The 19830-nt window shown below is 63.0% G+C and carries 22 protein-coding genes and 2 tRNA genes; 15 read left to right on the top strand and 9 right to left on the bottom strand.

Features of this window, described 5'->3' with window-relative positions:
- Nucleotides 1–94 precede the first annotated feature (94 nt).
- The 9 genes from OEG79_RS01660 to OEG79_RS01620 all read right to left on the bottom strand — a co-directional run bounded on the left by OEG79_RS01660 (nt 95) and on the right by OEG79_RS01620 (nt 6446).
- Nucleotides 95–850 carry a substrate-binding periplasmic protein gene (locus OEG79_RS01660; protein ID WP_264147155.1) on the bottom strand — a complete coding sequence of 252 codons (756 nt, stop codon included), beginning with the start codon at nt 848–850 and terminating at the stop codon, nt 95–97.
- 134 nt (nt 851–984) lie between these two features.
- Entirely contained in the window at nt 985–1740 is a 756-nt protein-coding gene (locus OEG79_RS01655; protein WP_264147154.1) for a substrate-binding periplasmic protein, read from the bottom strand.
- Between the two features lie 85 nt (nt 1741–1825).
- Nucleotides 1826–2560 carry a substrate-binding periplasmic protein gene (locus OEG79_RS01650; protein WP_264147153.1) on the bottom strand — a complete coding sequence of 245 codons (735 nt, stop codon included), beginning with the start codon at nt 2558–2560 and terminating at the stop codon, nt 1826–1828.
- A gap of 211 nt (nt 2561–2771) precedes the next feature.
- Nucleotides 2772–3542, bottom strand: a complete 771-nt coding sequence (gene hisF, locus OEG79_RS01645; protein WP_264147152.1) for an imidazole glycerol phosphate synthase subunit HisF — start codon at nt 3540–3542, stop codon at nt 2772–2774.
- A gap of 95 nt (nt 3543–3637) precedes the next feature.
- Nucleotides 3638–4375, bottom strand: coding sequence for a 1-(5-phosphoribosyl)-5-[(5-phosphoribosylamino)methylideneamino]imidazole-4-carboxamide isomerase (gene hisA, locus OEG79_RS01640; protein WP_264147151.1), 738 nt, complete (start codon nt 4373–4375; stop codon nt 3638–3640).
- Nucleotides 4376–4412: 37 nt separating this feature from the next.
- On the bottom strand, nt 4413–4667 hold the full coding sequence (locus OEG79_RS01635; protein ID WP_413247522.1) for a DUF2164 domain-containing protein: 255 nt from the start codon (nt 4665–4667) through the stop codon (nt 4413–4415).
- Nucleotides 4667–5305 carry an imidazole glycerol phosphate synthase subunit HisH gene (gene hisH, locus OEG79_RS01630; RefSeq protein ID WP_264147150.1) on the bottom strand — a complete coding sequence of 213 codons (639 nt, stop codon included), beginning with the start codon at nt 5303–5305 and terminating at the stop codon, nt 4667–4669. Before hisH ends, OEG79_RS01635 begins: the two co-directional genes overlap by 1 nt.
- Nucleotides 5306–5899, bottom strand: a complete 594-nt coding sequence (gene hisB / locus OEG79_RS01625) for an imidazoleglycerol-phosphate dehydratase HisB (protein ID WP_264147149.1) — start codon at nt 5897–5899, stop codon at nt 5306–5308.
- Nucleotides 5900–6005: 106 nt separating this feature from the next.
- Nucleotides 6006–6446 (bottom strand): Hsp20/alpha crystallin family protein, encoded by a 441-nt coding sequence (locus OEG79_RS01620; protein ID WP_264147148.1) that lies wholly within the window; start codon nt 6444–6446, stop codon nt 6006–6008.
- A gap of 98 nt (nt 6447–6544) precedes the next feature.
- Here OEG79_RS01620 and OEG79_RS01615 point away from each other — a divergent pair, with 98 nt between their 5' ends.
- From OEG79_RS01615 to rfbD, 15 genes are all read left to right on the top strand, one after another.
- Nucleotides 6545–7645, top strand: a complete 1101-nt coding sequence (locus tag OEG79_RS01615; protein ID WP_264147147.1) for an NAD(P)/FAD-dependent oxidoreductase — start codon at nt 6545–6547, stop codon at nt 7643–7645.
- 51 nt (nt 7646–7696) lie between these two features.
- Nucleotides 7697–9922 (top strand): AsmA family protein, encoded by a 2226-nt coding sequence (locus OEG79_RS01610; protein WP_264147146.1) that lies wholly within the window; start codon nt 7697–7699, stop codon nt 9920–9922.
- Nucleotides 9919–10986 carry an A/G-specific adenine glycosylase gene (mutY, locus tag OEG79_RS01605; protein ID WP_264147145.1) on the top strand — a complete coding sequence of 356 codons (1068 nt, stop codon included), beginning with the start codon at nt 9919–9921 and terminating at the stop codon, nt 10984–10986. The genes OEG79_RS01610 and mutY overlap by 4 nt, the downstream gene beginning before the upstream one ends.
- Nucleotides 10983–11255, top strand: a complete 273-nt coding sequence (locus tag OEG79_RS01600; protein WP_264147144.1) for an oxidative damage protection protein — start codon at nt 10983–10985, stop codon at nt 11253–11255. Before mutY ends, OEG79_RS01600 begins: the two co-directional genes overlap by 4 nt.
- 154 nt (nt 11256–11409) lie before the next feature.
- Nucleotides 11410–11485, top strand: a tRNA-Phe gene (locus OEG79_RS01595).
- A 247-nt stretch (nt 11486–11732) separates the two neighbouring features.
- Complete coding sequence (locus OEG79_RS01590; RefSeq protein ID WP_264147143.1) at nt 11733–12506, top strand: ABC transporter ATP-binding protein; 774 nt, start codon at nt 11733–11735, stop codon at nt 12504–12506.
- A gap of 15 nt (nt 12507–12521) precedes the next feature.
- The gene (locus tag OEG79_RS01585; RefSeq protein WP_264147142.1) at nt 12522–13274 is read left to right on the top strand and encodes an ABC transporter substrate-binding protein; all 753 of its coding nucleotides are present in this window, start codon (nt 12522–12524) and stop codon (nt 13272–13274) included.
- Nucleotides 13275–13328: 54 nt separating this feature from the next.
- Nucleotides 13329–14024, top strand: a complete 696-nt coding sequence (locus OEG79_RS01580; RefSeq protein WP_264147141.1) for an ABC transporter permease — start codon at nt 13329–13331, stop codon at nt 14022–14024.
- Nucleotides 14021–14710: an ABC transporter permease gene (locus tag OEG79_RS01575; protein ID WP_264147140.1), complete on the top strand. Its 690-nt coding sequence runs from the start codon at nt 14021–14023 to the stop codon at nt 14708–14710. Before OEG79_RS01580 ends, OEG79_RS01575 begins: the two co-directional genes overlap by 4 nt.
- Before the next feature lie 49 nt (nt 14711–14759).
- Nucleotides 14760–15971: an SAM-dependent methyltransferase gene (locus OEG79_RS01570; RefSeq protein WP_264147139.1), complete on the top strand. Its 1212-nt coding sequence runs from the start codon at nt 14760–14762 to the stop codon at nt 15969–15971.
- A gap of 294 nt (nt 15972–16265) precedes the next feature.
- A tRNA-Thr gene (locus OEG79_RS01565) sits at nt 16266–16341 on the top strand.
- A 132-nt stretch (nt 16342–16473) separates the two neighbouring features.
- Nucleotides 16474–17535 (top strand): dTDP-glucose 4,6-dehydratase, encoded by a 1062-nt coding sequence (rfbB, locus tag OEG79_RS01560; protein WP_264147138.1) that lies wholly within the window; start codon nt 16474–16476, stop codon nt 17533–17535.
- 12 nt (nt 17536–17547) lie between these two features.
- Complete coding sequence (rfbA, locus tag OEG79_RS01555; RefSeq protein WP_264147137.1) at nt 17548–18420, top strand: glucose-1-phosphate thymidylyltransferase RfbA; 873 nt, start codon at nt 17548–17550, stop codon at nt 18418–18420.
- Nucleotides 18417–18965: a dTDP-4-dehydrorhamnose 3,5-epimerase gene (gene rfbC / locus OEG79_RS01550; RefSeq protein WP_264147136.1), complete on the top strand. Its 549-nt coding sequence runs from the start codon at nt 18417–18419 to the stop codon at nt 18963–18965. The genes rfbA and rfbC overlap by 4 nt, the downstream gene beginning before the upstream one ends.
- Nucleotides 18962–19825 (top strand): dTDP-4-dehydrorhamnose reductase, encoded by an 864-nt coding sequence (gene rfbD / locus OEG79_RS01545; RefSeq protein ID WP_264147135.1) that lies wholly within the window; start codon nt 18962–18964, stop codon nt 19823–19825. Before rfbC ends, rfbD begins: the two co-directional genes overlap by 4 nt.
- Nucleotides 19826–19830: the final 5 nt, after the last annotated feature.

Genomic DNA, 19830 nt, shown 5'->3' with positions numbered 1-19830 from the left:
CCGGACAACTGTCCGGGCTTTTTCGTGGGGGGCGTCAATTTACATCGGTTTAGCACGCTGCCATGCGCGGCGTCAGACAGCCAGGCTCCGCGGGTTACAGGTAGTTCTCGGTGATGTCGTCGATAAAGCCTTCGGCACGCATCTGGTCCAGTGCCTTCTGCAGACGCTCGACCACCTCGTCCGGGGTGTCCTTGTTCAGCGCCAGATACAACTGCGCATCGTTGAAACGCAGCACGGTATTCAGCCCGCTGACGTCTTCCTGCTTGGCCAGGTAGCGGCCCACCGGGTCGGTGGTAGCCCACAGATCGATCTGCCCGCGCACCAGCTTCTTCACGTTCTCCTGGTCTCGCAGGGCGTTGATCGGTTCCAGGCCCTGGCTTTCCAGGTGCTGGCTGACCGCATCGTTCTTGTAGGCGCCGATACGATATTTGGCGGCGTCCTTCAGGCTCGACACCCTGATGTCGTTACCCGGTGCAGCGAGCAGTACCCAGCCGGTGTTGGCCAGCGGGCCGACCCACTTGAACAGCGGCTGACGCTCGGGGGTGTAAGTGGTAGAGAACAGGCCATAGTTGGGCTTGTCCAGGGTCAGGCGGTACAGACGATCCCAGGGGAAGCGCAGAGTCAGGGTGTAGCCGATGCCGGCACGCTTGAACATCTCGCGCACCACATCGGCGCTGATGCCGTCGATGCCGTCATCACGAGCGAAGTTCTTGTCGTCCACCGCCATGTTGAACGGCGGGAAATTCTCGGTAAGCAGCACTACCTTGTAGTCAGCTGGCAGTTCCGCGTGAGCGACGCCGGAGACGACAAACAGGGCGATGAACAGGCTTTTCTTCAGGGTTTTCAGCATAAGACGTACCGCTCGCATGATTTGTGGTTATGGCTAGCGACATCCCTGCATAGGCCCGAGTCCGGTCGTGGGTACTCGGCGACTTTGCCATCCTTGGCCAGCGACCGGCTCGTGGCCGGTCGCATGTTCGGTGCTTAGAGGTAGTTGTTCAGCGTCTTGTCGACGAATCCTTCGGCGCGCATCTGATCCAGCGCAGCCTGCAGCCTGGCAACGATCTCGTCCGGCATTTCCTTGTTCAGCGCCAGGTACAGCTCGGCGCTGTCGAAACGCAGAACGGTTTTCAGCCCGGAGATGCCTTCCTGCTTGGCCAGGTAGCGGCCCGCGGGGTCACCCGTGGCCCAGAGGTCGATCTGCCCGGCTTCCAGCTTGCGTGCATTTTCCTGGTCGCGCAGCGAGGTGCTGTGCTCGATACCCTTGTCGACCAGGTACTGGGAGATGGCATCGCCCTTGTAGGCACCGATGCGATACGCCTTGGCTTCTTCCAGGCTGGCCAGATTGAGCGTGCTGTCGCCCTTGGCCAGCAGCACCCAGTCGTCCGGGCCAATGGGGCCGACCCACTTGAACAGTTGCTCACGCTCCGGCAGACGCGCGGTGACGAATACACCGTAACCAGGCTTTTCCAGCGCCAGCTTGTAGATGCGGTCCCAGGGGAAGCGCAGGGTCAGGCTGTACTGAACGCCGGCACGCTTGAACATTTCCTTGACGATATCCACGGCGATGCCGTTGATCTGCTCTTGCTGGGCGAAATTCTTGCCGTTGATCGCCATGTTGTAGGGCGGAAAGTTCTCGGTAAGCAGGACGACGTTGAAATTCGGGTCCACTTCGGCGCGCGCAGCTCCGGCCAGCACCACAAGGGTGCCACCCAGCGCGATCAGCAAGCGTTTGAGCATGGCGATTCTCTTTCTATATAAAAGGCAGACTGTTTCAGGATAACCGCCTTGCCATTTCCGGCACAGCGATTACTGGCAGTATGCCTTAATAGCGGGCTTCGATGGCCTTCAATACGCCTTCGGCCCGCAGCGAATCCAATGCCTTTTGCAACTTTTGCACCAGTTCATCAGGGGTTTGCAGGTTGAGCGCCAGATACAGATCGGCCGCATACAGGTGTTGCACCACCTTGAGATTCGGCAAGCCCTCCTGACGCGCCACGAAACGCCCCGCCTGACCGGAGGTTACCCAAAGGTCGATCTGCCCGCGGTCGAGCTTGTGCACGTTCTCGTTGTCGCGCAGCGCCGTCTGCACCTCGAAGCCCTTGTCCAGCAGGAACTGGGTTTTGGCATCGTCCTTGTAGCCACCGATGCGGTAGCGCCGCGCATCGTCCAGCGATGCCAACTGGATGCTGCTGCCTCCCTTGGCGAACAGCACCCAGTCATTACTGGCGATCGGACCGACCCACTTGAACAGCTTCTCGCGCTCGGCCGTACGCGCCGTCGAGAACAGGCCGTAACCGACATCGTCCAGGGTCTGCTGGTAAACGCGCTGCCAGGGGAAACGCAGGATCAGTTGGCAATCGACTTCGGCTCGTTCGCAGACGGCACGCATGATATCGGCACTGATACCGGTGACATGGTCGTCACGGGCGAAGTTGTTGCCGCTGGCGGACATGTTGAACGGCGGAAGATTCTCGGTAAGCAGCACCAGTTGTTCTGCACGCGCCAGGTTGAGACCACAGATCAGGGCCAGGACGGTCGCGAATCGAAGAAGAAACATGAAGACTCCGTGTCAAAAAAGCTCGGCAAAAGAAGCCCTCCGCGGACGCGGAGAGTCAAGAGTTGAGGGTGATGCGCCCATGCTAGCGGGATCGCCGGCACTTCGCCGTCGACTTGCCCGCAGCTTTGAGCGAAAGCGGCGTCAAGCGGGCGATTCGGGCATATGAAAACGCCGCGAGGGGCTGCTGTTAAGCCCCTTGCGGCGCGGCAGATCAGCGCACGACGATGCCGCGGCTGGCCAGATAGGCCTTGGCCTCCGGTACGGTGTATTCACCGAAGTGGAAGATGCTCGCGGCCAGCACGGCATCGGCCTTGCCTTCGAGAATGCCATCGGCCAGATGCTGCAGGTTGCCGACGCCACCGGAGGCGATCACCGGCACACGCACGGCCTCGCTGATGGCACGGGTCACGCCCAGGTCGTAGCCGCTCTTCACACCGTCCTGATCCATGCTGGTGAGCAGAATCTCTCCGGCCCCCAGCTCTTCCATCTTGCGCGCCCACTCCACCGCATCCAGGCCAGTCGGCTTGCGCCCGCCGTGGGTGAAGATTTCCCAGCGACCCGGCTCGCCCGGCGCGGAAACACGCTTGGCATCGATGGCAACGACGATGCACTGCGAACCGAAGCGCGCGGCGGCCTCGCCGACGAACTCCGGGTTGAACACCGCAGCGGTATTGATCGACACCTTGTCGGCCCCGGCGTTGAGCAGATTGCGGATGTCCTGCACGCTGCGCACGCCACCGCCGACGGTCAGCGGGATGAACACCTGGCTGGCCATGCGCTCGACGGTGTGCAGCGTGGTGTCGCGACCATCGACGCTGGCGGTGATGTCGAGGAAGGTGATCTCGTCGGCGCCCTGTTCATCGTAGCGCCGGGCGATCTCCACCGGGTCGCCGGCATCGCGGATGTTCTCGAACTTGACGCCCTTGACCACGCGGCCGTTGTCCACGTCCAGGCAGGGGATGATGCGTTTGGCCAGTGCCATATCGGTGCTCTCGCAGTTCTGTAGGATGGGCAATGCTCTGCTTGCCCACCATCGACTGGTGGAAAACGCTTCGCGGTTTCCACCCTACGCCTGACTTAACCCTTGAAGTTGTCGCAGAAGCTCTGCGCCTCGGCCACATCCAGGGTGCCTTCATAGATGGCGCGGCCTGTGATGGCGCCGATGATGCCGGGCGAACGCGCCAGCAGCAGCTTCTCGATATCGCCGAGATTGTGGATGCCGCCGGAGGCGATCACCGGGATGCGGCTGGCCGCGGCCAGTGCGGCGGTGGCTTCGACGTTGCAGCCCTGCATCATGCCGTCCTTGGCGATGTCGGTATAAACGATGGCAGATACGCCGTCGGCTTCGAAACGCCTGGCCAGGTCAGTCGCCTGCACGCTGGACACTTCCGCCCAGCCATCGGTGGCGACGAAACCGTCCTTGGCATCCAGACCGACGATCACCTTGCCCGGGAAGGCCTTGCACGCCTCGGTGACGAACTCGGGTTCTTTAACGGCCTTGGTACCGATGATCACGTAGCTGACGCCGGCGCGCACGTAGTGCTCGATGGTCTCCAGGGTGCGGATGCCGCCGCCGATCTGGATCGGCAGGGTCGGGTAGCGCTTGGCGATGGCGGTGACCACTTCACCGTTGACCGGCTGACCTTCGAAGGCACCATTCAGATCGACCAGATGCAGACGACGGCAGCCGCCCTCGACCCACTTGGCGGCCATGCTCACCGGATCATCGGAAAACACCGTGGAGTCTTCCATGCGGCCCTGACGCAGACGCACGCAAGCGCCGTCCTTGAGATCGATAGCGGGGATAATCAGCATTGGTTGAACCTGCTCAAGTTTGAATTCGGTAAGGCACTCAGCTCTTTTCGAGCGCCCAGAGGTCGCTCTCGATGCTTTCGAACCTGTCCTTCAGGTGCGCCTGCACGTCGAGAATCGCCTTGTTGTAATAGTGTGGCGCCAGCTCGCGGGTGATCAGATCGAGCACCTCCTGCACTTCGAAGGTACCCAGCTGCAGCTCGAAACGCTCATCGAGAAAGCGTTGCAGCATCAGCAGCGCGGCCTGCTCCTGAGCAGGCTCGAGCGCCAGGCTGGGCACCTTGGTGCGGGCCATTACCAGCGGCCATCCCAGGCGATGAAATTCTGCAGCAGCTGCAGGCCGTGGGTATGGCTCTTCTCCGGGTGGAACTGCACGGCGAAGCGCGAGCCCTCGGCCAGCGCGGCCGCGAAGTCCTTGCCGTAGTGACCGCGGCCGACAACCTGCTGCGGCTTGTCGGCCTCGATGTAATAGCTGTGCACGAAGTAGAAGCGCGCGCGCTCCGGAATGTCGTGCCAGAGTGGGTGCTGCACCACCTGACTGACTTCGTTCCAGCCCATGTGCGGCACCTTGAGGCGCTCGCCGTCCTCGGCCAGATCCTTGCCGAAGAAGCGCACCTGACCGGGGAACAGACCGATGCAGTCGACGCCGTCGTTCTCTTCGCTGCGCTCGAGCAGGGCCTGCATGCCGACGCAGATGCCGAGGAACGGGCGGTCGGCGCTGACTTCACGCACCAACTCGTCGAAACCCAGGCGCCTGATCTCGGCCATGCAGTCGCGGATCGCGCCGACGCCGGGGAACACTACGCGGTCCGCCTCGCGGATCACCTTGGCGTCACTGGTCACCAGCACGCGGCCGGCGCCGACATGCTCCAGCGCCTTGGCCACCGAGTGCAGGTTGCCCATGCCATAGTCGATTACGGCTACCGTCTGCATTTACAGGCAGCCCTTGGTTGAAGGCATCTGCCCGGCCATGCGCGGGTCCAGTTCGACGGCCATGCGCAGCGCGCGGCCGAAGGCCTTGAATACGGTCTCGATCTGGTGGTGAGTGTTGTGCCCGCGCAGATTGTCGATGTGCAGGGTCACCTGGGCGTGGTTGACGAAGCCCTGGAAAAATTCCTGGAACAGGTCCACGTCGAAGCCGCCGACCACGGAGCGGGTGAACGGCACGTGCATCTGCAGGCCGGGACGACCGGAGAAGTCGATCACCACGCGCGACAGCGCTTCGTCCAGCGGCACGTAGGAATGGCCGTAGCGGGTCATGCCCTTCTTGTCGCCGATGGCCTTGGCGAAGGCCTGGCCGAGGGTGATACCGACGTCCTCGACAGTGTGGTGGTCGTCGATATGCAGATCGCCCTTGCACTCGATATCGAGGTCGATCAGGCCATGACGGGCGATCTGGTCGAGCATGTGCTCGAGAAACGGCACGCCAATATCGAATTTGGCCTTGCCGGTGCCATCCAGGTTGATCGAGACCTTGACCTGGGTCTCCAGGGTGTTGCGCTCGACGAATGCCGTACGTTCGGCCATCTCTCCAGCTCCACGGCTGCTCACAAAAAGACCGCCATTATAGGCGGGCTGTGGCTTGCGAGGCTACCGGCGGCGGTCGGCCCGGCCGGCAGCATGGTGCACCAGTTCAGTCGATGGCGATTTCCCGCGAACGCGGCGCCGACGGCTCACGCTTGGGCAGGGTCAGGTTGAGCACACCATCCTTGTACTCGGCCTTGATCTGCGCCTCGTCGGCGTCGTCGGGCAGGCTGAAGCTGCGCGAGAAGCTGCCGTAGAAGCGCTCGACGCGGTGCTGTTTCTTGTCCTTCTCTTCCTTCTCGAACTTGCGCTCGCCGCTCAGGCGCAGTTGCCCGCCCTCGACGCGGACCTGGATGTCTTCGCGCTTGACTCCGGCCAGCTCGGCCTTGATCAGATAGGCCTGCGGGGTTTCACTGATGTCCACCGCCGGCGCCCAGTCGGCCGCCGTCAGCAGTTCCTGACTGGCAGCGCCGGGGCCCTTGCCCAACCGCGGATAATGATTGAAGAACTCTTCGAACTCGCGAAACGGATTCCAACGTGCAAGAGACATGATGGGCCTCCAGAGTCATAAGTCGTACGGCCACGGCGGCCGCTCATTCACATTAAATCCGGGCCGTAGAGCCGCATTGACCTGAATCAAGGGGACACATGGACCAGACTGACCTGCTGATCATCGGTGCCGGAGCCCTCGGCCTGGCCTGCGCCGCGCGCCTGGCGGAAACCGCCGGCGACTGCCTGATCCTCGAGGCCGAGCGACTGATCGGCAGCCATACCTCCAGCCGCAACTCGGAGGTAATCCACGCCGGCCTCTACTATCCGCCCGGCTCGCTCAAGGCCGAGCTGTGCCTGGAGGGCCGCGAGCGCCTGTACGCCTGGTGCGAACGCCACGGCGTGGCACACCGGCGCATCGGCAAACTGCTGGTGGCGGTGGAGGATGGCGAGATTGCCAAACTGGAGGAATTGCAGACCAATGCCCGGGCCTGTGGCGCCGGCGAACTGCAGGCGCTGGATGGCCGACAGCTGCACGTTCTGGAGCCGGCCGTGCGCGGCGTGGCGGCACTGCTCTCCCCGGCCACCGGCATTCTCGACAGCCACGCCTACCTGCAATCACTGCTGGTAGTCGCCGAGGCTGGCGGCGCGCAACTGGTGCTGGATACCCGGGTGGAGCGCCTGAGCCCGGTGGCGGGCGGCTGGCAGGTCGAAGGCTGCAGCGCCGGGGAGCCGTTCGCCCTGCAGGCGCGACGGGTGATCAACGCAGCCGGTCTGGGTGCCCAGCGCTTGGCGGCAGGCATCGACGGTCTGCAGGAGGTTCCGCAGCTACACCTGTGCCGCGGCCGTTATTTCTCCTACTCCGGCACCAGCCCATTCGCGCACCTGATCTATCCCATGCCCGAGGCCAACACCGCCGGCCTTGGCGTGCACGCGACCCTGGACCTCGGCGGCCAGCTGCGCTTCGGCCCCGATGTGGAGTACGTCGAGACCATCGACTACGACGTCGACGAGTGCCTGCGCGCGCCCTTCGCCGCGGCCATCGCCCGCTACTTCCCGGCGCTCGACGCCATGCGCCTGCAGCCGGCCTACTGCGGCGTGCGCCCCAAGCTGACCGGCCCCGGGGAACCGGCCGCCGACTTCGTCATCCAAACTCCTGCCGAGCATGGTCTGGACGGGCTGGTCAACCTGTTCGGCATCGAATCCCCGGGGCTCACTGCCAGCCTGGCGATTGCCGAGCGTGTCGCCGCCTCCCTCTGAGGCGGCGTTATACTCGCGCCCCATATCAAGAACCTCCACAAGGACCTGTCCATGAAAGCCTTTGGCAAAATCCTGGGTCTGATCGTGCTCGGCCTGCTGCTGATCATCGTGGCGTTGCTGTTCGCCCTGACGCACCTGTTCGACCCCAACGACTACAAGGACGAGATCCGTCAGATCGCCCGGGACAAGGCCAATCTGGAGCTGCAGCTACGCGGCGACATCGGCTGGAGCCTGTTTCCCTGGCTCGGTCTGGAGCTGACCGACGCCACCCTGGCCAGTGCAGAAACCCCGGACAAGCCCTTCGCCGACCTGCGCATGATCGGCCTGTCGGTGCGCGTGATGCCGCTGCTGCGCAAGGAAGTGCAGATGAGCGACATCCGCGTCGACGGCCTCAATCTCAACCTGCAACGTGACGACAAGGGTCATGGCAACTGGGAAGGCGTCGGCCGCCCGGCCCAGGCCAGCACCACGCAGCCAGCGTCCAGCGAACCGGAGCCGAGTGACGACACGCCTGCGAGCCAGCCGAACGAGAAACCGGCCGGCCAGCCGCTGAAGCTGGATATCGACAGCCTGACCCTGAGCAACTCGCGCATCGACTACAGCGACGCACAGCAGGGCCAGCAGTTCACCGTCGAAAACATCGAGCTGAAAACCGGCGCGATTCGCGAAGGCGCCAGCATCCCGCTCAAGTTCAGCGCTTTCTTCGGCACCAACCAGCCGGTGCTGCGGGCGCGCAGCGAAGTGGAAGGCCAACTGCGTTTCGACCGAGCGCTCAAGCGCTACCAGTTCGAAGATCTCAAGCTGACCGGCGAAGCGTCCGGCGAGCCGCTCAAGGGCAAGACCCTGAATTTCTCCGCCCAGGGCCAGCTGCTGGTCGACCAGGCCGCCAATATTGCCGAGTGGAATGGCCTCAAGCTCTCTGCCAACCAGCTGCGCGCCCTCGGCGAGATCAAGGTGCGCGAGCTGGACCAGGACGCCAAGATCTCCGGCGGTCTGTCGATCGCCTCGCTCAACCTGCGCGAGTTCCTCGACGGCATCGGCGTCGAACTGCCGGCGATGCAGGCCAGCGACGCTCTCAACCATTTCGAACTGGCCAGCCGCCTGAATGGTTCGAGCAAGGGGATGATACTCGAAGAGCTCAACCTCAAGCTCGACGGCAGTACCTTTACCGGCAAGCTCGGTGTAACCGACCTCGCCCAGCAGGCGCTGCGCGTCGACCTCAAGGGCGACAAGCTCGACCTCGATCGCTACCTGCCGCCGAAAGCCCAGGGCAGCGCTGCGGCGGCGCGCAAGGCGGAGGTCAAGGACAGCGTCGCCAGTGCCGGCAAGGATGGCACCACCCCGCTACCCAATGCGCCCACGCAGCAGGCCTGGAGCAACGAGAAGGTGCTGCCGGTGGATCAGTTGCGCAAGCTCGACCTGCAACTGGCACTGAGCCTCGGCCAGCTCACCTACGACAAGCAGCCCTTCACCGACGTCAACCTCAAGGCCAATGGCCGTGGCGGCCTGATCACCCTGGAAGAAGTGCGCGGCAAGATGCAGGGTGGCAGCTTCGCCGGCAACGGGCGTATCGACGTGCGCCAGGCCGAACCGATGATCAGCGTGGAAAAACGCCTCAGCCGCATACCACTGGAGCCACTGCTGAAGAAGGACGATCAGCCGTCGCCGATCAAGGGTCAGCTCGACCTCGACGCCAAATTCAATACCCGCGGCAACAGCCAGAAGGAGTGGACCGAGGCGCTCAACGGCAACGCCAGCTTCGTCCTCAACGACGGCGTACTGGTCGACGCCAACCTCGAACAGCAGCTGTGCCGTGGCATCGCCACCCTCAACCGCAAGTCGCTGAGCAACCCGCCAAGCGGCAAGGACACGCCCTTCCGCGAGCTCAAGGGCAACCTCAGCGTGCGCAACGGCGTGGCCCACAACCCCGATCTCAAGGCCCAGGTTCCGGGCCTGGTGGTCAGCGGCAATGGTGATCTCGACTTGCGCGTGCTCGGTCTCGACTACAAGGTCGGCATCACCATCGAAGGCGATCAGCGTGAAATGCCGGACCCGGCCTGCCAGGTCAACGAGCGCTACGTCGGCATCGAGTGGCCGCTGCGCTGCCGCGGCCCGCTGGAGCTGGGCGCCAAGGCCTGCCGCCTGGATCAGGACGGCCTGGGCAAGATCGCCGCACGCCTGGCTGGCAACAAGCTCACCGAAAAGCTGGAGGAAAAGCTTGGCGACAAGGTCAGCCCGGATCTGAAAGACGCGCTCAAGGGCCTGTTCAACCGATGAGTCCCGAGCAGTTCAACAGCGCCGTGCTGGCCTGGTACGACCAGCACGGGCGCAAGGATCTGCCCTGGCAGCAGAACATTACGCCCTATCGCGTCTGGGTCTCGGAAATCATGCTGCAGCAGACCCAGGTCAGCACCGTGCTCGGCTACTTCGACCGCTTCATGGCCGCGCTGCCGACCGTGAAGGATCTGGCCGAAGCCCCCGAGGATGAGGTGCTGCACCTGTGGACGGGCCTGGGCTACTACACCCGCGCACGCAACCTGCAGAAGACTGCGCAGATCATCATGCGCGAGCACGGCGGCGAGTTCCCGCGCAGCGTCGAGGCGCTCAGCGAGTTGCCCGGCATCGGGCGCTCCACCGCCGGCGCCATCGCCAGCCTGAGCATGGGCCTACGTGCACCGATCCTCGATGGTAACGTCAAGCGCGTGCTGGCGCGCTACGTGGCGCAGGAGGGTTACCCCGGCGAGCCGAAAGTTGCCAGGCAGCTGTGGGGCGTGGCCGAGCGCCTGACCCCGCACGAGCGCATCGGCCACTACACCCAGGCGATGATGGACCTCGGCGCCACCCTCTGCACCCGCAGCAAACCCACCTGTCTGCTGTGCCCGGTGCGCAGCGGCTGCCAGGCGCATCTGCTCGGCCTGGAAATCCGCTATCCCATTCCCAAACCACGCAAGGCGCTGCCGCAGAAGCGCACCCTGATGCCAATGCTGGTCAACGCAGCCGGCGACATCCTGCTCTATCGCCGCCCTTCTACCGGGCTGTGGGGCGGCCTGTGGAGCCTGCCGGAACTCGACGACCTCGCGCAGCTCGACGAGCTCGGCCAGCAGCAACAGCTCGAACTCGGCGCGCGCCGCGAGCTGGAGGGTCTGACCCACACCTTCAGCCACTTTCAGCTGACCATCGAGCCGTGGCTGGTACAGGTGACCGAGCAGCCGAGCCGCGTGGCCGAGGACGACTGGCTCTGGTATAACCTCGCCACCCCGCCGCGCCTGGGCCTTGCCGCCCCGGTGAAGAAACTGCTGAAACGCGCGGCGCAAGCCATTACCGCTGGAGAACCGACATGACCCGCACCGTGCTGTGCCGCAAATACAAACAGGAACTGCCCGGCCTGGATCGCGCGCCCTACCCCGGCCCCAAGGGCGAAGACATCTTCAACAACGTCTCCAGGCAGGCCTGGGACGAGTGGCAGAAGCACCAGACCATGCTGATCAACGAGCGTCGTCTGAACATGATGAACGCCGAGGACCGCAAGTTCCTGCAGACCGAGATGGACAAGTTCCTCTCCGGCGAGGACTACGCCCAGGCCGAAGGCTACGTACCGCCAAGCGAATAAGAATGCTTGTGGGAGGGGCTTCAGCCGCGACAGTGCGCTGGGGTGTACGACGCCACTCCAGCCCCTCACGAACCTAAGCGCCCGAAATAATTAAATATTTTTCAAACCCGCGCTTGACACTGATCCTTCAAATCCGTCTAATAGCGCCCCGTTGGCCCAGGTAGCTCAGTTGGTAGAGCAGGGGATTGAAAATCCCCGTGTCGGCGGTTCGATTCCGTCCCTGGGCACCACTGATATAAAACAAGAAGCCTCAGCCACGCGCTGGGGCTTTTTGCTTTCTGCTTCCGGCATTTTTCGCGTGCCATTGTTTCGCCTGCGCGACAAGCAGCTGCAACCAGGCGACACCCACGACTCAGCCATGTGCTATCGCTCGGCAAACGGCTTGGCGGTCACGGAAACGCTATGCTAGCTTGGCCGCCAGCCAGGACGGCCCGCCGTACGCCGGAGCGCATTCGAAGAAGAAGAGGATCCCACCCCATGGCCGAGGCGACGCCCGCGCTGGAAATTCGCAACCTGCACAAACGCTACGGCGATCTCGAAGTGCTCAAGGGCATTTCCCTGACGGCCAAAGACGGCGACGTCATCTCCATCCTCGGCTCCTCCGGCTCCGGCAAGTCCACATTCCTGCGCTGCATCAACCTGCTGGAGAACCCGCACCAGGGTCAGATTTTTGTCGCTGGCGAAGAACTCAAGCTCAAGTCAGCGAAGAACGGCGAGCTTGTTGCCGCCGACAACAAGCAGATCAACCGCCTGCGCAGCGAGATCGGCTTCGTCTTCCAGAATTTCAACCTGTGGCCGCACATGAGCGTGCTCGACAACATCATCGAGGCGCCACGCCGCGTGCTCGGCCAGAGCAAGGCCGAGGCCATCGAAGTGGCCGAGGCGCTGCTGGCCAAGGTCGGTATCGCCGACAAACGCCACGTTTACCCCAACCAGCTTTCCGGCGGCCAGCAACAGCGCGCAGCCATCGCCCGCACCCTGGCCATGCAACCGAAGGTGATCCTGTTCGATGAGCCGACTTCGGCCCTCGATCCGGAGATGGTACAAGAAGTGCTTAATGTGATTCGCGCACTTGCCGATGAAGGTCGCACCATGCTCCTGGTTACCCACGAAATGAGCTTCGCTCGCCAGGTATCCAGCGAGGTGGTATTCCTCCACCGGGGCCTGGTCGAGGAACAGGGGCCACCCGCCCAGGTGTTCGACAACCCGAACTCGGCACGCTGTAAACAATTCATGTCCAGCAATCGCTAACACGGAGCAACATGCATGCAGAACTATAAGAAGATCCTGCTGGCCGCAGCCGCTACCCTGGCTTTCGGCACCAGCGCTGTCGCAGCTGACAAACTGAAACTCGGCACCGAAGGCGCCTACCCGCCCTTCAACCTGATCGACGCCAGCGGCAAGGTCACAGGCTTCGACGTGGAAATCGGCCAGGCGCTGTGCGCCAAGCTGCAGGCCGAATGCGAAGTGGTCACTTCCGACTGGGATGGCATCATCCCGGCCCTGAACGCCAAGAAGTTCGACTTCCTGATCGCCTCGATGTCGATCACCGAAGAGCGCCAGGCGGCGGTCGATTTCACTGAGCCCTACTACACCAACAAGCTGCAGTTCATCGCGCCCAAGTCGGCCGACTTCAAGACCGACGAAGCCAGCCTCAAGGGCAAGGTGATCGGCGCCCAGCGCGCCACCATCGCCGGTACCTGGCTGGAAGACAACCTGGACAAGGTGGTCGACATCAAGCTGTATGACACTCAGGAAAACGCCTACCTCGACCTGGCCTCCGGCCGCCTCGACGGCGTACTGGCCGATACCTTCGTCAACTGGGAATGGCTCAAGAGCGATGCCGGCAAGGACTTCGAGTTCAAGGGCGACCCGGTATTCGACAACGACAAGATCGGCATTGCGGTACGCAAGGGTGACCCGCTGCGCGAGAAGCTGAACACTGCTCTGCAAGCCATCATCGAAGACGGCACCTACAAGCAGATCAACGACAAGTACTTCCCGTTCAGCATCTACTGATGACCTGAAGGCATTGCGCCGCCCATTCGGCGGCGCAGTTGCCCGAGCCCTCCGATGATTCTCGATCTCCACGGATTCGGCCCCGCCCTGGCCGCCGGCACCCTGATGACCATCCAACTGGCGCTCTGCGCGCTGGCTGTAGGTCTGGTGCTCGGCCTGCTTGGTGCGCTGGCCAAGACTTCGCCGTACAAGCCTCTGCAATGGCTGGGCGGCAGCTATTCCACCATCGTGCGCGGCGTGCCCGAACTGCTCTGGGTGCTGCTGATCTATTTCGGTACGGTTGGCCTGATGCGCAGCCTGGCCGACCTGCTCGGTGTCGAGAGTCTGGAACTCTCCGCCTTCGCCGCAGGCACCATCGCTCTCGGTCTGTGCTTCGGCGCCTACGCTACCGAGGTGTTTCGTGGCGCCATCCTGGCAATCCCCAAGGGCCACCGTGAAGCCGGCCAGGCACTTGGCCTGTCCAAGACCCGCATCCTCTGGAAGCTGATCCTGCCGCAGATGTGGCGCATCGCCCTGCCCGGCCTGGGTAATCTGTTCATGATTCTGATGAAGGACACCGCACTGGTTTCGGTGATCGGCCTAGAAGAGATCATGCGCCGCTCGCAGATTGCAGTGACCGCCAGCAAGGAACCCTTTACCTTCTATATGGTTGCGGCCTTCATTTATCTGGGCCTGACCGTCCTCGCCATGATCGGCCTGCATTTCCTCGAGAAGCGCGCCAGCCGCGGCTTCGTCCGGAGCGCCTCATGAACTGGGAAGTCATCATTAAATGGCTGCCACGCCTTTCCGAAGGCGCGCTGCTGACACTGGAGCTGGTGGCCATCGCGGTCGTCGCCGGCCTGATTCTCGCCCTGCCGATGGGCATCGCTCGCGCTTCCAAGCACTGGTACGTTCGCGCGGTTCCCTATGGCTACATCTTCTTCTTCCGCGGTACGCCGCTGCTGGTGCAGCTGTTTCTGGTCTACTACGGCCTGGCGCAGTTCGATGCCGTGCGCCAGGGGCCGCTGTGGCCCTATCTGCGCGACCCGTACTGGTGCGCGATCATCACCATGACCCTGCACACCGCCGCCTACATCGCCGAGATCCTGCGCGGCGCCATTCAGGCCGTACCGCCGGGTGAAGTGGAGGCTGCCCGCGCCCTGGGCATGTCGCGCGCGCAGGCGATGCTCTACATCATCCTGCCGCGAGCCGCACGTATCGGCCTGCCGGCCTACAGCAACGAAGTGATCCTGATGCTCAAGGCCAGCGCCCTGGCCAGCACGGTCACCCTACTGGAGCTGACCGGCATGGCGCGCACCATCATCGCCCGCACCTATCTGCCGGTGGAGATCTTCTTCGCCGCCGGCCTGTTCTACCTGGCCATTGCATTCGTCCTGGTTCGCGCCTTCCGCCTGCTCGAACGCTGGTTGCGCGTCGACGCCTGCCAGGGTCGATAAACCAATCGGGCCGCCGCCCAGGCGGCCCGGTCTGACCGCCCCATACGCCATGTCCGAGCCTCTTACCTCAGGCGATCTGCTCGCGCGCTTCCAGGCACTGGACGGCTACCTTCTGCAGCACCAGGCGCTCTGGCGCCCGCGTCCGTTTCACCACCTGCAGTTACCCTGGGAAGCAGAATTACCCGATCTCGCGGCCTGGCTGCGCAGCCGCTCCCTGGAGCAGGCGGAAGCCAGTGACAACGATCTATTCGCCCTGACAGCCCCCACGCCGTTCACCGCCCTGGCCAGCCAGGCACAGGCGCTCAGCCAATTGGGCGAGCTGCCACGCCTGAACACCCCGGAGCGCTCACATGCCCTCGGCGTCGATGTACCCGGAAGAAAACTGGCGCAGATTCAGGCCTTCACCAGCCACCTGCGATTTCACCGGTGCCCCGCTCACTGGCTCGACTGGTGCTCCGGCAAGGGTCATCTCGGTCGCTGGCTGACTCGGGATGGCCAGCGCCTGACCTGCCTGGAATACGACCCGGCGCTGATCGAATCCGGTAGCGCATTGAGCAAACGCCTGGGGCTGGATGCCGTACATATACAGCAGGATGTGCTGGCCGATGATTGCAGTGCACGTCTGAACCACGAACACACTCCGGTCGCGCTGCACGCCTGCGGAGACCTGCACGTTCGCCTGCTACAACTGGCCAGCCGCAACGGCTGCACGCAACTGGCGGTCGCCCCCTGTTGCTACAACCGCATCGCCGCCCTGCAGTACCAGCCACTGTCACTTGCGGCCCAGGCCTCAGCGCTGCAGTTGTCGCGCGAAGATCTCGGCCTGCCGTTAAGTGAAACGGTCACCGCCGGTGCTCGCGTACGCCGCCAGCGCAACCAGTCGATGGCCTGGCGTCTGGCCTTCGACCTGTTGCAACGTGAGCTGCGGGGCATCGATGAATACCTGCCGACGCCATCTCTGCCCAGCGACTGGTTCCATAAACCCTTCGCCCGCTTCTGCCACGACCTCGCCGCGCTGAGAGGCGTAACTGCACCTGGCGAGCAGGACTGGACCGCCCTGGAAGCGCGCGGCTGGCGCCGTCTGGCCGAGGTGCGCAATCTGGAGTTGCTGCGCAACCTCTTCCGCCGCCCGCTCGAACTCTGGCTGCTACTGGACCGCGCTCTGTATCTGCATGAACAGGGCTACAACGTCAGCCTGGGTACCTTCTGCGACTACAGCCTGAGCCCACGCAACCTGCTTCTGCTGGCCGAGCGCGCCTGAGTTGTACACAGAAGCTGTGGATAACTCTGTTGATCCTTTCTGGGCAAATGCTGCCAGACCGCTCGTTAATGGCCTCGTAGACATCTGTTCATTTTCTGTACAGATCACGAAGCGTCATTTAAAACAAGGACTTACACAAAAGCGTGACCAGACGCACAGATAGAGTGCGCCAGTTCCGAATACGCATTCTCTTTGTGCATAAGCCATATGCTGTTGATAGCCGAACCATAAAAAACCTGGCTCGAACGTGGCTTTACTCAGGCCGATGAATGGATATAATGGCGGCCCTTCCGTGCCGGTATAGCTCAGCTGGTAGAGCAACTGACTTGTAATCAGTAGGTCCCGGGTTCGACTCCTGGTGCCGGCACCATCTATTATCAGGGCCTGCTTTCATGCAGGCCTTTTTTGTTTGGGCTCCACGTCATATCCAACGCTTGTTCATTGCACCACCGCACTTGGCTTGTGGGTATGGCAAAAGGCCAAGTAGCGAGGCGATGAGCAGATGCGCATTCTTATTACCGGCGGAGCCGGCTTCATCGGATCGGCGCTGATCCGCCATCTGATTAAGAACACCGAGCATGAGGTGCTCAACCTCGACAAGCTGACCTATGCCGGCAATCTGGAATCTCTGACCGAGATCGACGCAAACCCACGGTATCGCTTCGTTCAGGCCGATATTGCCGATGCCCAGTGCGTCGCCGCGACGCTGAGCGAGTTCCAGCCAGACGCCATCATGCACCTGGCCGCCGAGTCGCATGTCGACCGCTCGATCGATGGCCCGGCAGCATTCATCCAGACCAATATCGTCGGCACCTACAGCCTGCTGGAAAATACGCGCGCCTACTGGCTCGGCCTGAGTGCCGAGCGCAAGGCAGCCTTCCGCTTCCATCATATTTCCACTGACGAGGTATACGGCGACCTGCATGGCGTCGATGACCTGTTCACCGAAGCCACCCCCTACGCCCCCAGCTCGCCCTATTCGGCAAGCAAGGCTGCGTCCGACCACCTGGTTCGCGCCTGGCAACGCACCTATGGTCTGCCGGTGCTGATCACCAACTGCTCGAACAACTACGGCCCCTATCATTTCCCCGAGAAGCTGATCCCGCTGATGATCCTCAATGCCCTGGCAGGCAAGCCGCTGCCGGTCTACGGCAATGGCCAGCAGGTGCGCGACTGGTTGTACGTGGAAGATCATGCACGCGCACTGCTCAAGGTGGTCAGCGAAGGCAAGGTCGGCGAGACCTACAACATCGGCGGCCACAACGAGCAGAAGAACCTCGATGTGGTGCGCAGCATCTGCGAGCTGCTGGAGGAGCTGGCTCCGCAGAAGCCAACCGGTATCAATCGCTATGAGGACCTGATCACCTATGTGCAGGACCGCCCGGGTCACGACTTGCGCTATGCCATCGACGCCAGCAAGATCGAGCGCGAACTGGGCTGGGTGCCGCAGGAGACCTTCGAAACAGGCCTGCGCAAGACGGTGCAGTGGTATCTGGACAATCTCGAGTGGTGCCGCCGCGTGCAGGATGGCAGCTATCAGGGCCAGCGGCTCGGCGCACTCTAAGGAGCAGGAACAATGAAGGGCATCATCCTCGCCGGCGGCTCCGGCACACGCCTGCACCCCATCACCCTGGGCGTGTCCAAGCAGCTGCTGCCGATCTACGACAAGCCCATGATCTACTATCCGCTGTCGGTGCTGATGCTTGCCGGCATTCGCGAGATCCTGATCATCTCCACCCCCGAAGACCTGCCCAACTTCCAGAAGATGCTCGGCGACGGCAGCCAGTTCGGCATCGCGCTGCAATATGCCGAGCAACCCTCGCCGGACGGCCTGGCCCAGGCGTTCCTGATCGGTGAATCCTTCATCGGTGATGATTCGGTATGCCTGATCCTTGGCGACAACATCTTCCATGGCCAACATTTCAGCGAAATGTTGCTGCGTGCGGCCAGCCACGACAGCGGGGCTACGGTCTTTGGCTACTGGGTCAGCGATCCGGAGCGCTTTGGCGTGGTCGAATTCGACGCAGCGGGCAATGCCCTGTCGATCGAGGAAAAGCCGGCAAAACCGAAGTCCAGCTTTGCCGTGACCGGCCTGTATTTCTACGACAACGATGTGGTGAAGATCGCCAAGGCAGTGAAGCCCTCGCCGCGTGGCGAACTGGAGATCACCGACGTGAACAACGCCTATCTGGCCCGCGGTGATCTGCGCGTGGAACGCTTCGGTCGCGGTTTTGCCTGGCTCGACACCGGTACTCACGACAGCCTCATCGACGCCTCGCAGTACGTGCAGACGGTAGAGAAGCGCCAGGGCCTGAAGGTCGCCTGCCTGGAAGAGATCGCCTATCAGCAGGGCTGGATCGACCGCGACCAGCTGCTCGCGAGCGCCAAGGCACTGGGCAAGACCGGCTACGGTCAATATTTGCACAAGCTCGCCGAGGAACGACCATGAAGGTGACTGCCACCGCACTGCCGGAAGTGCTGATTCTCGAACCCCAGGTGTTCGGCGACGAGCGCGGTTTCTTCTACGAAAGCTTCAACGCACGTCGCTTCGCCGAAGCCACCGGACTGACCCGCGAGTTCGTCCAGGACAACCACTCGCGTTCCGCACGTGGCGTGCTGCGCGGCCTGCACTATCAATTGCAGCAGGCTCAGGGCAAGCTCGTACGCGTTAGCGCTGGCGAGGTCTATGACGTTGCTGTGGACGTACGTCGCAGCTCACCGAACTACGGCAAATGGGTGGGCGTGCATCTGTCTGCCGAAAACAAGCGCCAGCTATGGGTGCCGGAAGGCTTCGCACACGGTTTTCTGGTACTCAGCGAGTACGCCGAATTCCTCTACAAGACCACCGACTACTACGCCCCGGCTCACGAACGCTGCATCCGCTGGGATGACCCGCAACTGGCCATCGACTGGCCGCTCGACGGTCTCAGACCGCAGCTCTCGGCCAAGGACCAACAGGGCCTGAGCCTGACCGACGCAGAGACGTTTGCATGAAGATCCTGATCAGCGGCCACACCGGACAGGTTGCCCGCGAACTGCAACTAGCCCTGGGCAAACATGAATTGCTCAGTCGCGGCCGCGAAGCATTTGACCTGTCGCGCCCGGAAACCCTGCGCGAAACCATCCTGCGCGAACGACCGGCGCTGGTGATCAATGCCGCCGCCTATACCGCCGTCGATCAGGCCGAACAGGAGCGCGAACTCGCCTTCACCGTCAATGCCGAGGCGCCGGGCGTCATGGCCGATGCCTGCTTCGAACTGGACATCCCGCTGATCCATTACTCCACCGACTACGTCTTCGACGGCAGCAAGGCCACGCCCTACCGCGAGGCCGATACGCCACATCCGCTGAGCGTCTACGGGGCCAGCAAGGCGGCCGGCGAACAGGCGCTGCGCATCAGCGGCTGCGACCACCTGATCCTGCGCACCAGCTGGGTCTACTCGCAGCACGGACGCAACTTCCTGCTGACCATGCAGCGCCTGCTGCAGGAGCGCGAGGAGCTCAGCGTGGTCGACGACCAGATTGGCGCCCCGACCTGGGCCGGAAGCATCGCCAGCGCCACCGCCGAGCTGATCGACAAGTGGCAGCAGGGGCGCCAGCGCTGGGGCACCTACCACCTGACCTGTCAGGGCGAAACCAGCTGGTTCGGCTTCGCCAGTGCCATCGCCGAGCACCTGCGCGCCGCCGGCAAACCCTGCGCCCGGCTGCGGCCCATTCCCAGCAGCGAATATCCAACTCCAGCGCAGCGCCCGCTCAATTCCCGCCTGGACGGCGCACGCCTGGCAGAGGAATGGCAGATTCGCCTGCCCGACTGGCGCGCGGCACTGGGCGCCTGCCTGCAGCGCATGAGCTGACGCCC

This window comes from Pseudomonas sp. Z8(2022) (genome assembly GCF_025837155.1).
GTDB lineage: Bacteria > Pseudomonadota > Gammaproteobacteria > Pseudomonadales > Pseudomonadaceae > Aquipseudomonas.
Note: the sequence above shows the minus strand (reverse complement) of the source record. Positions and strands in the feature narration are given on the sequence as shown.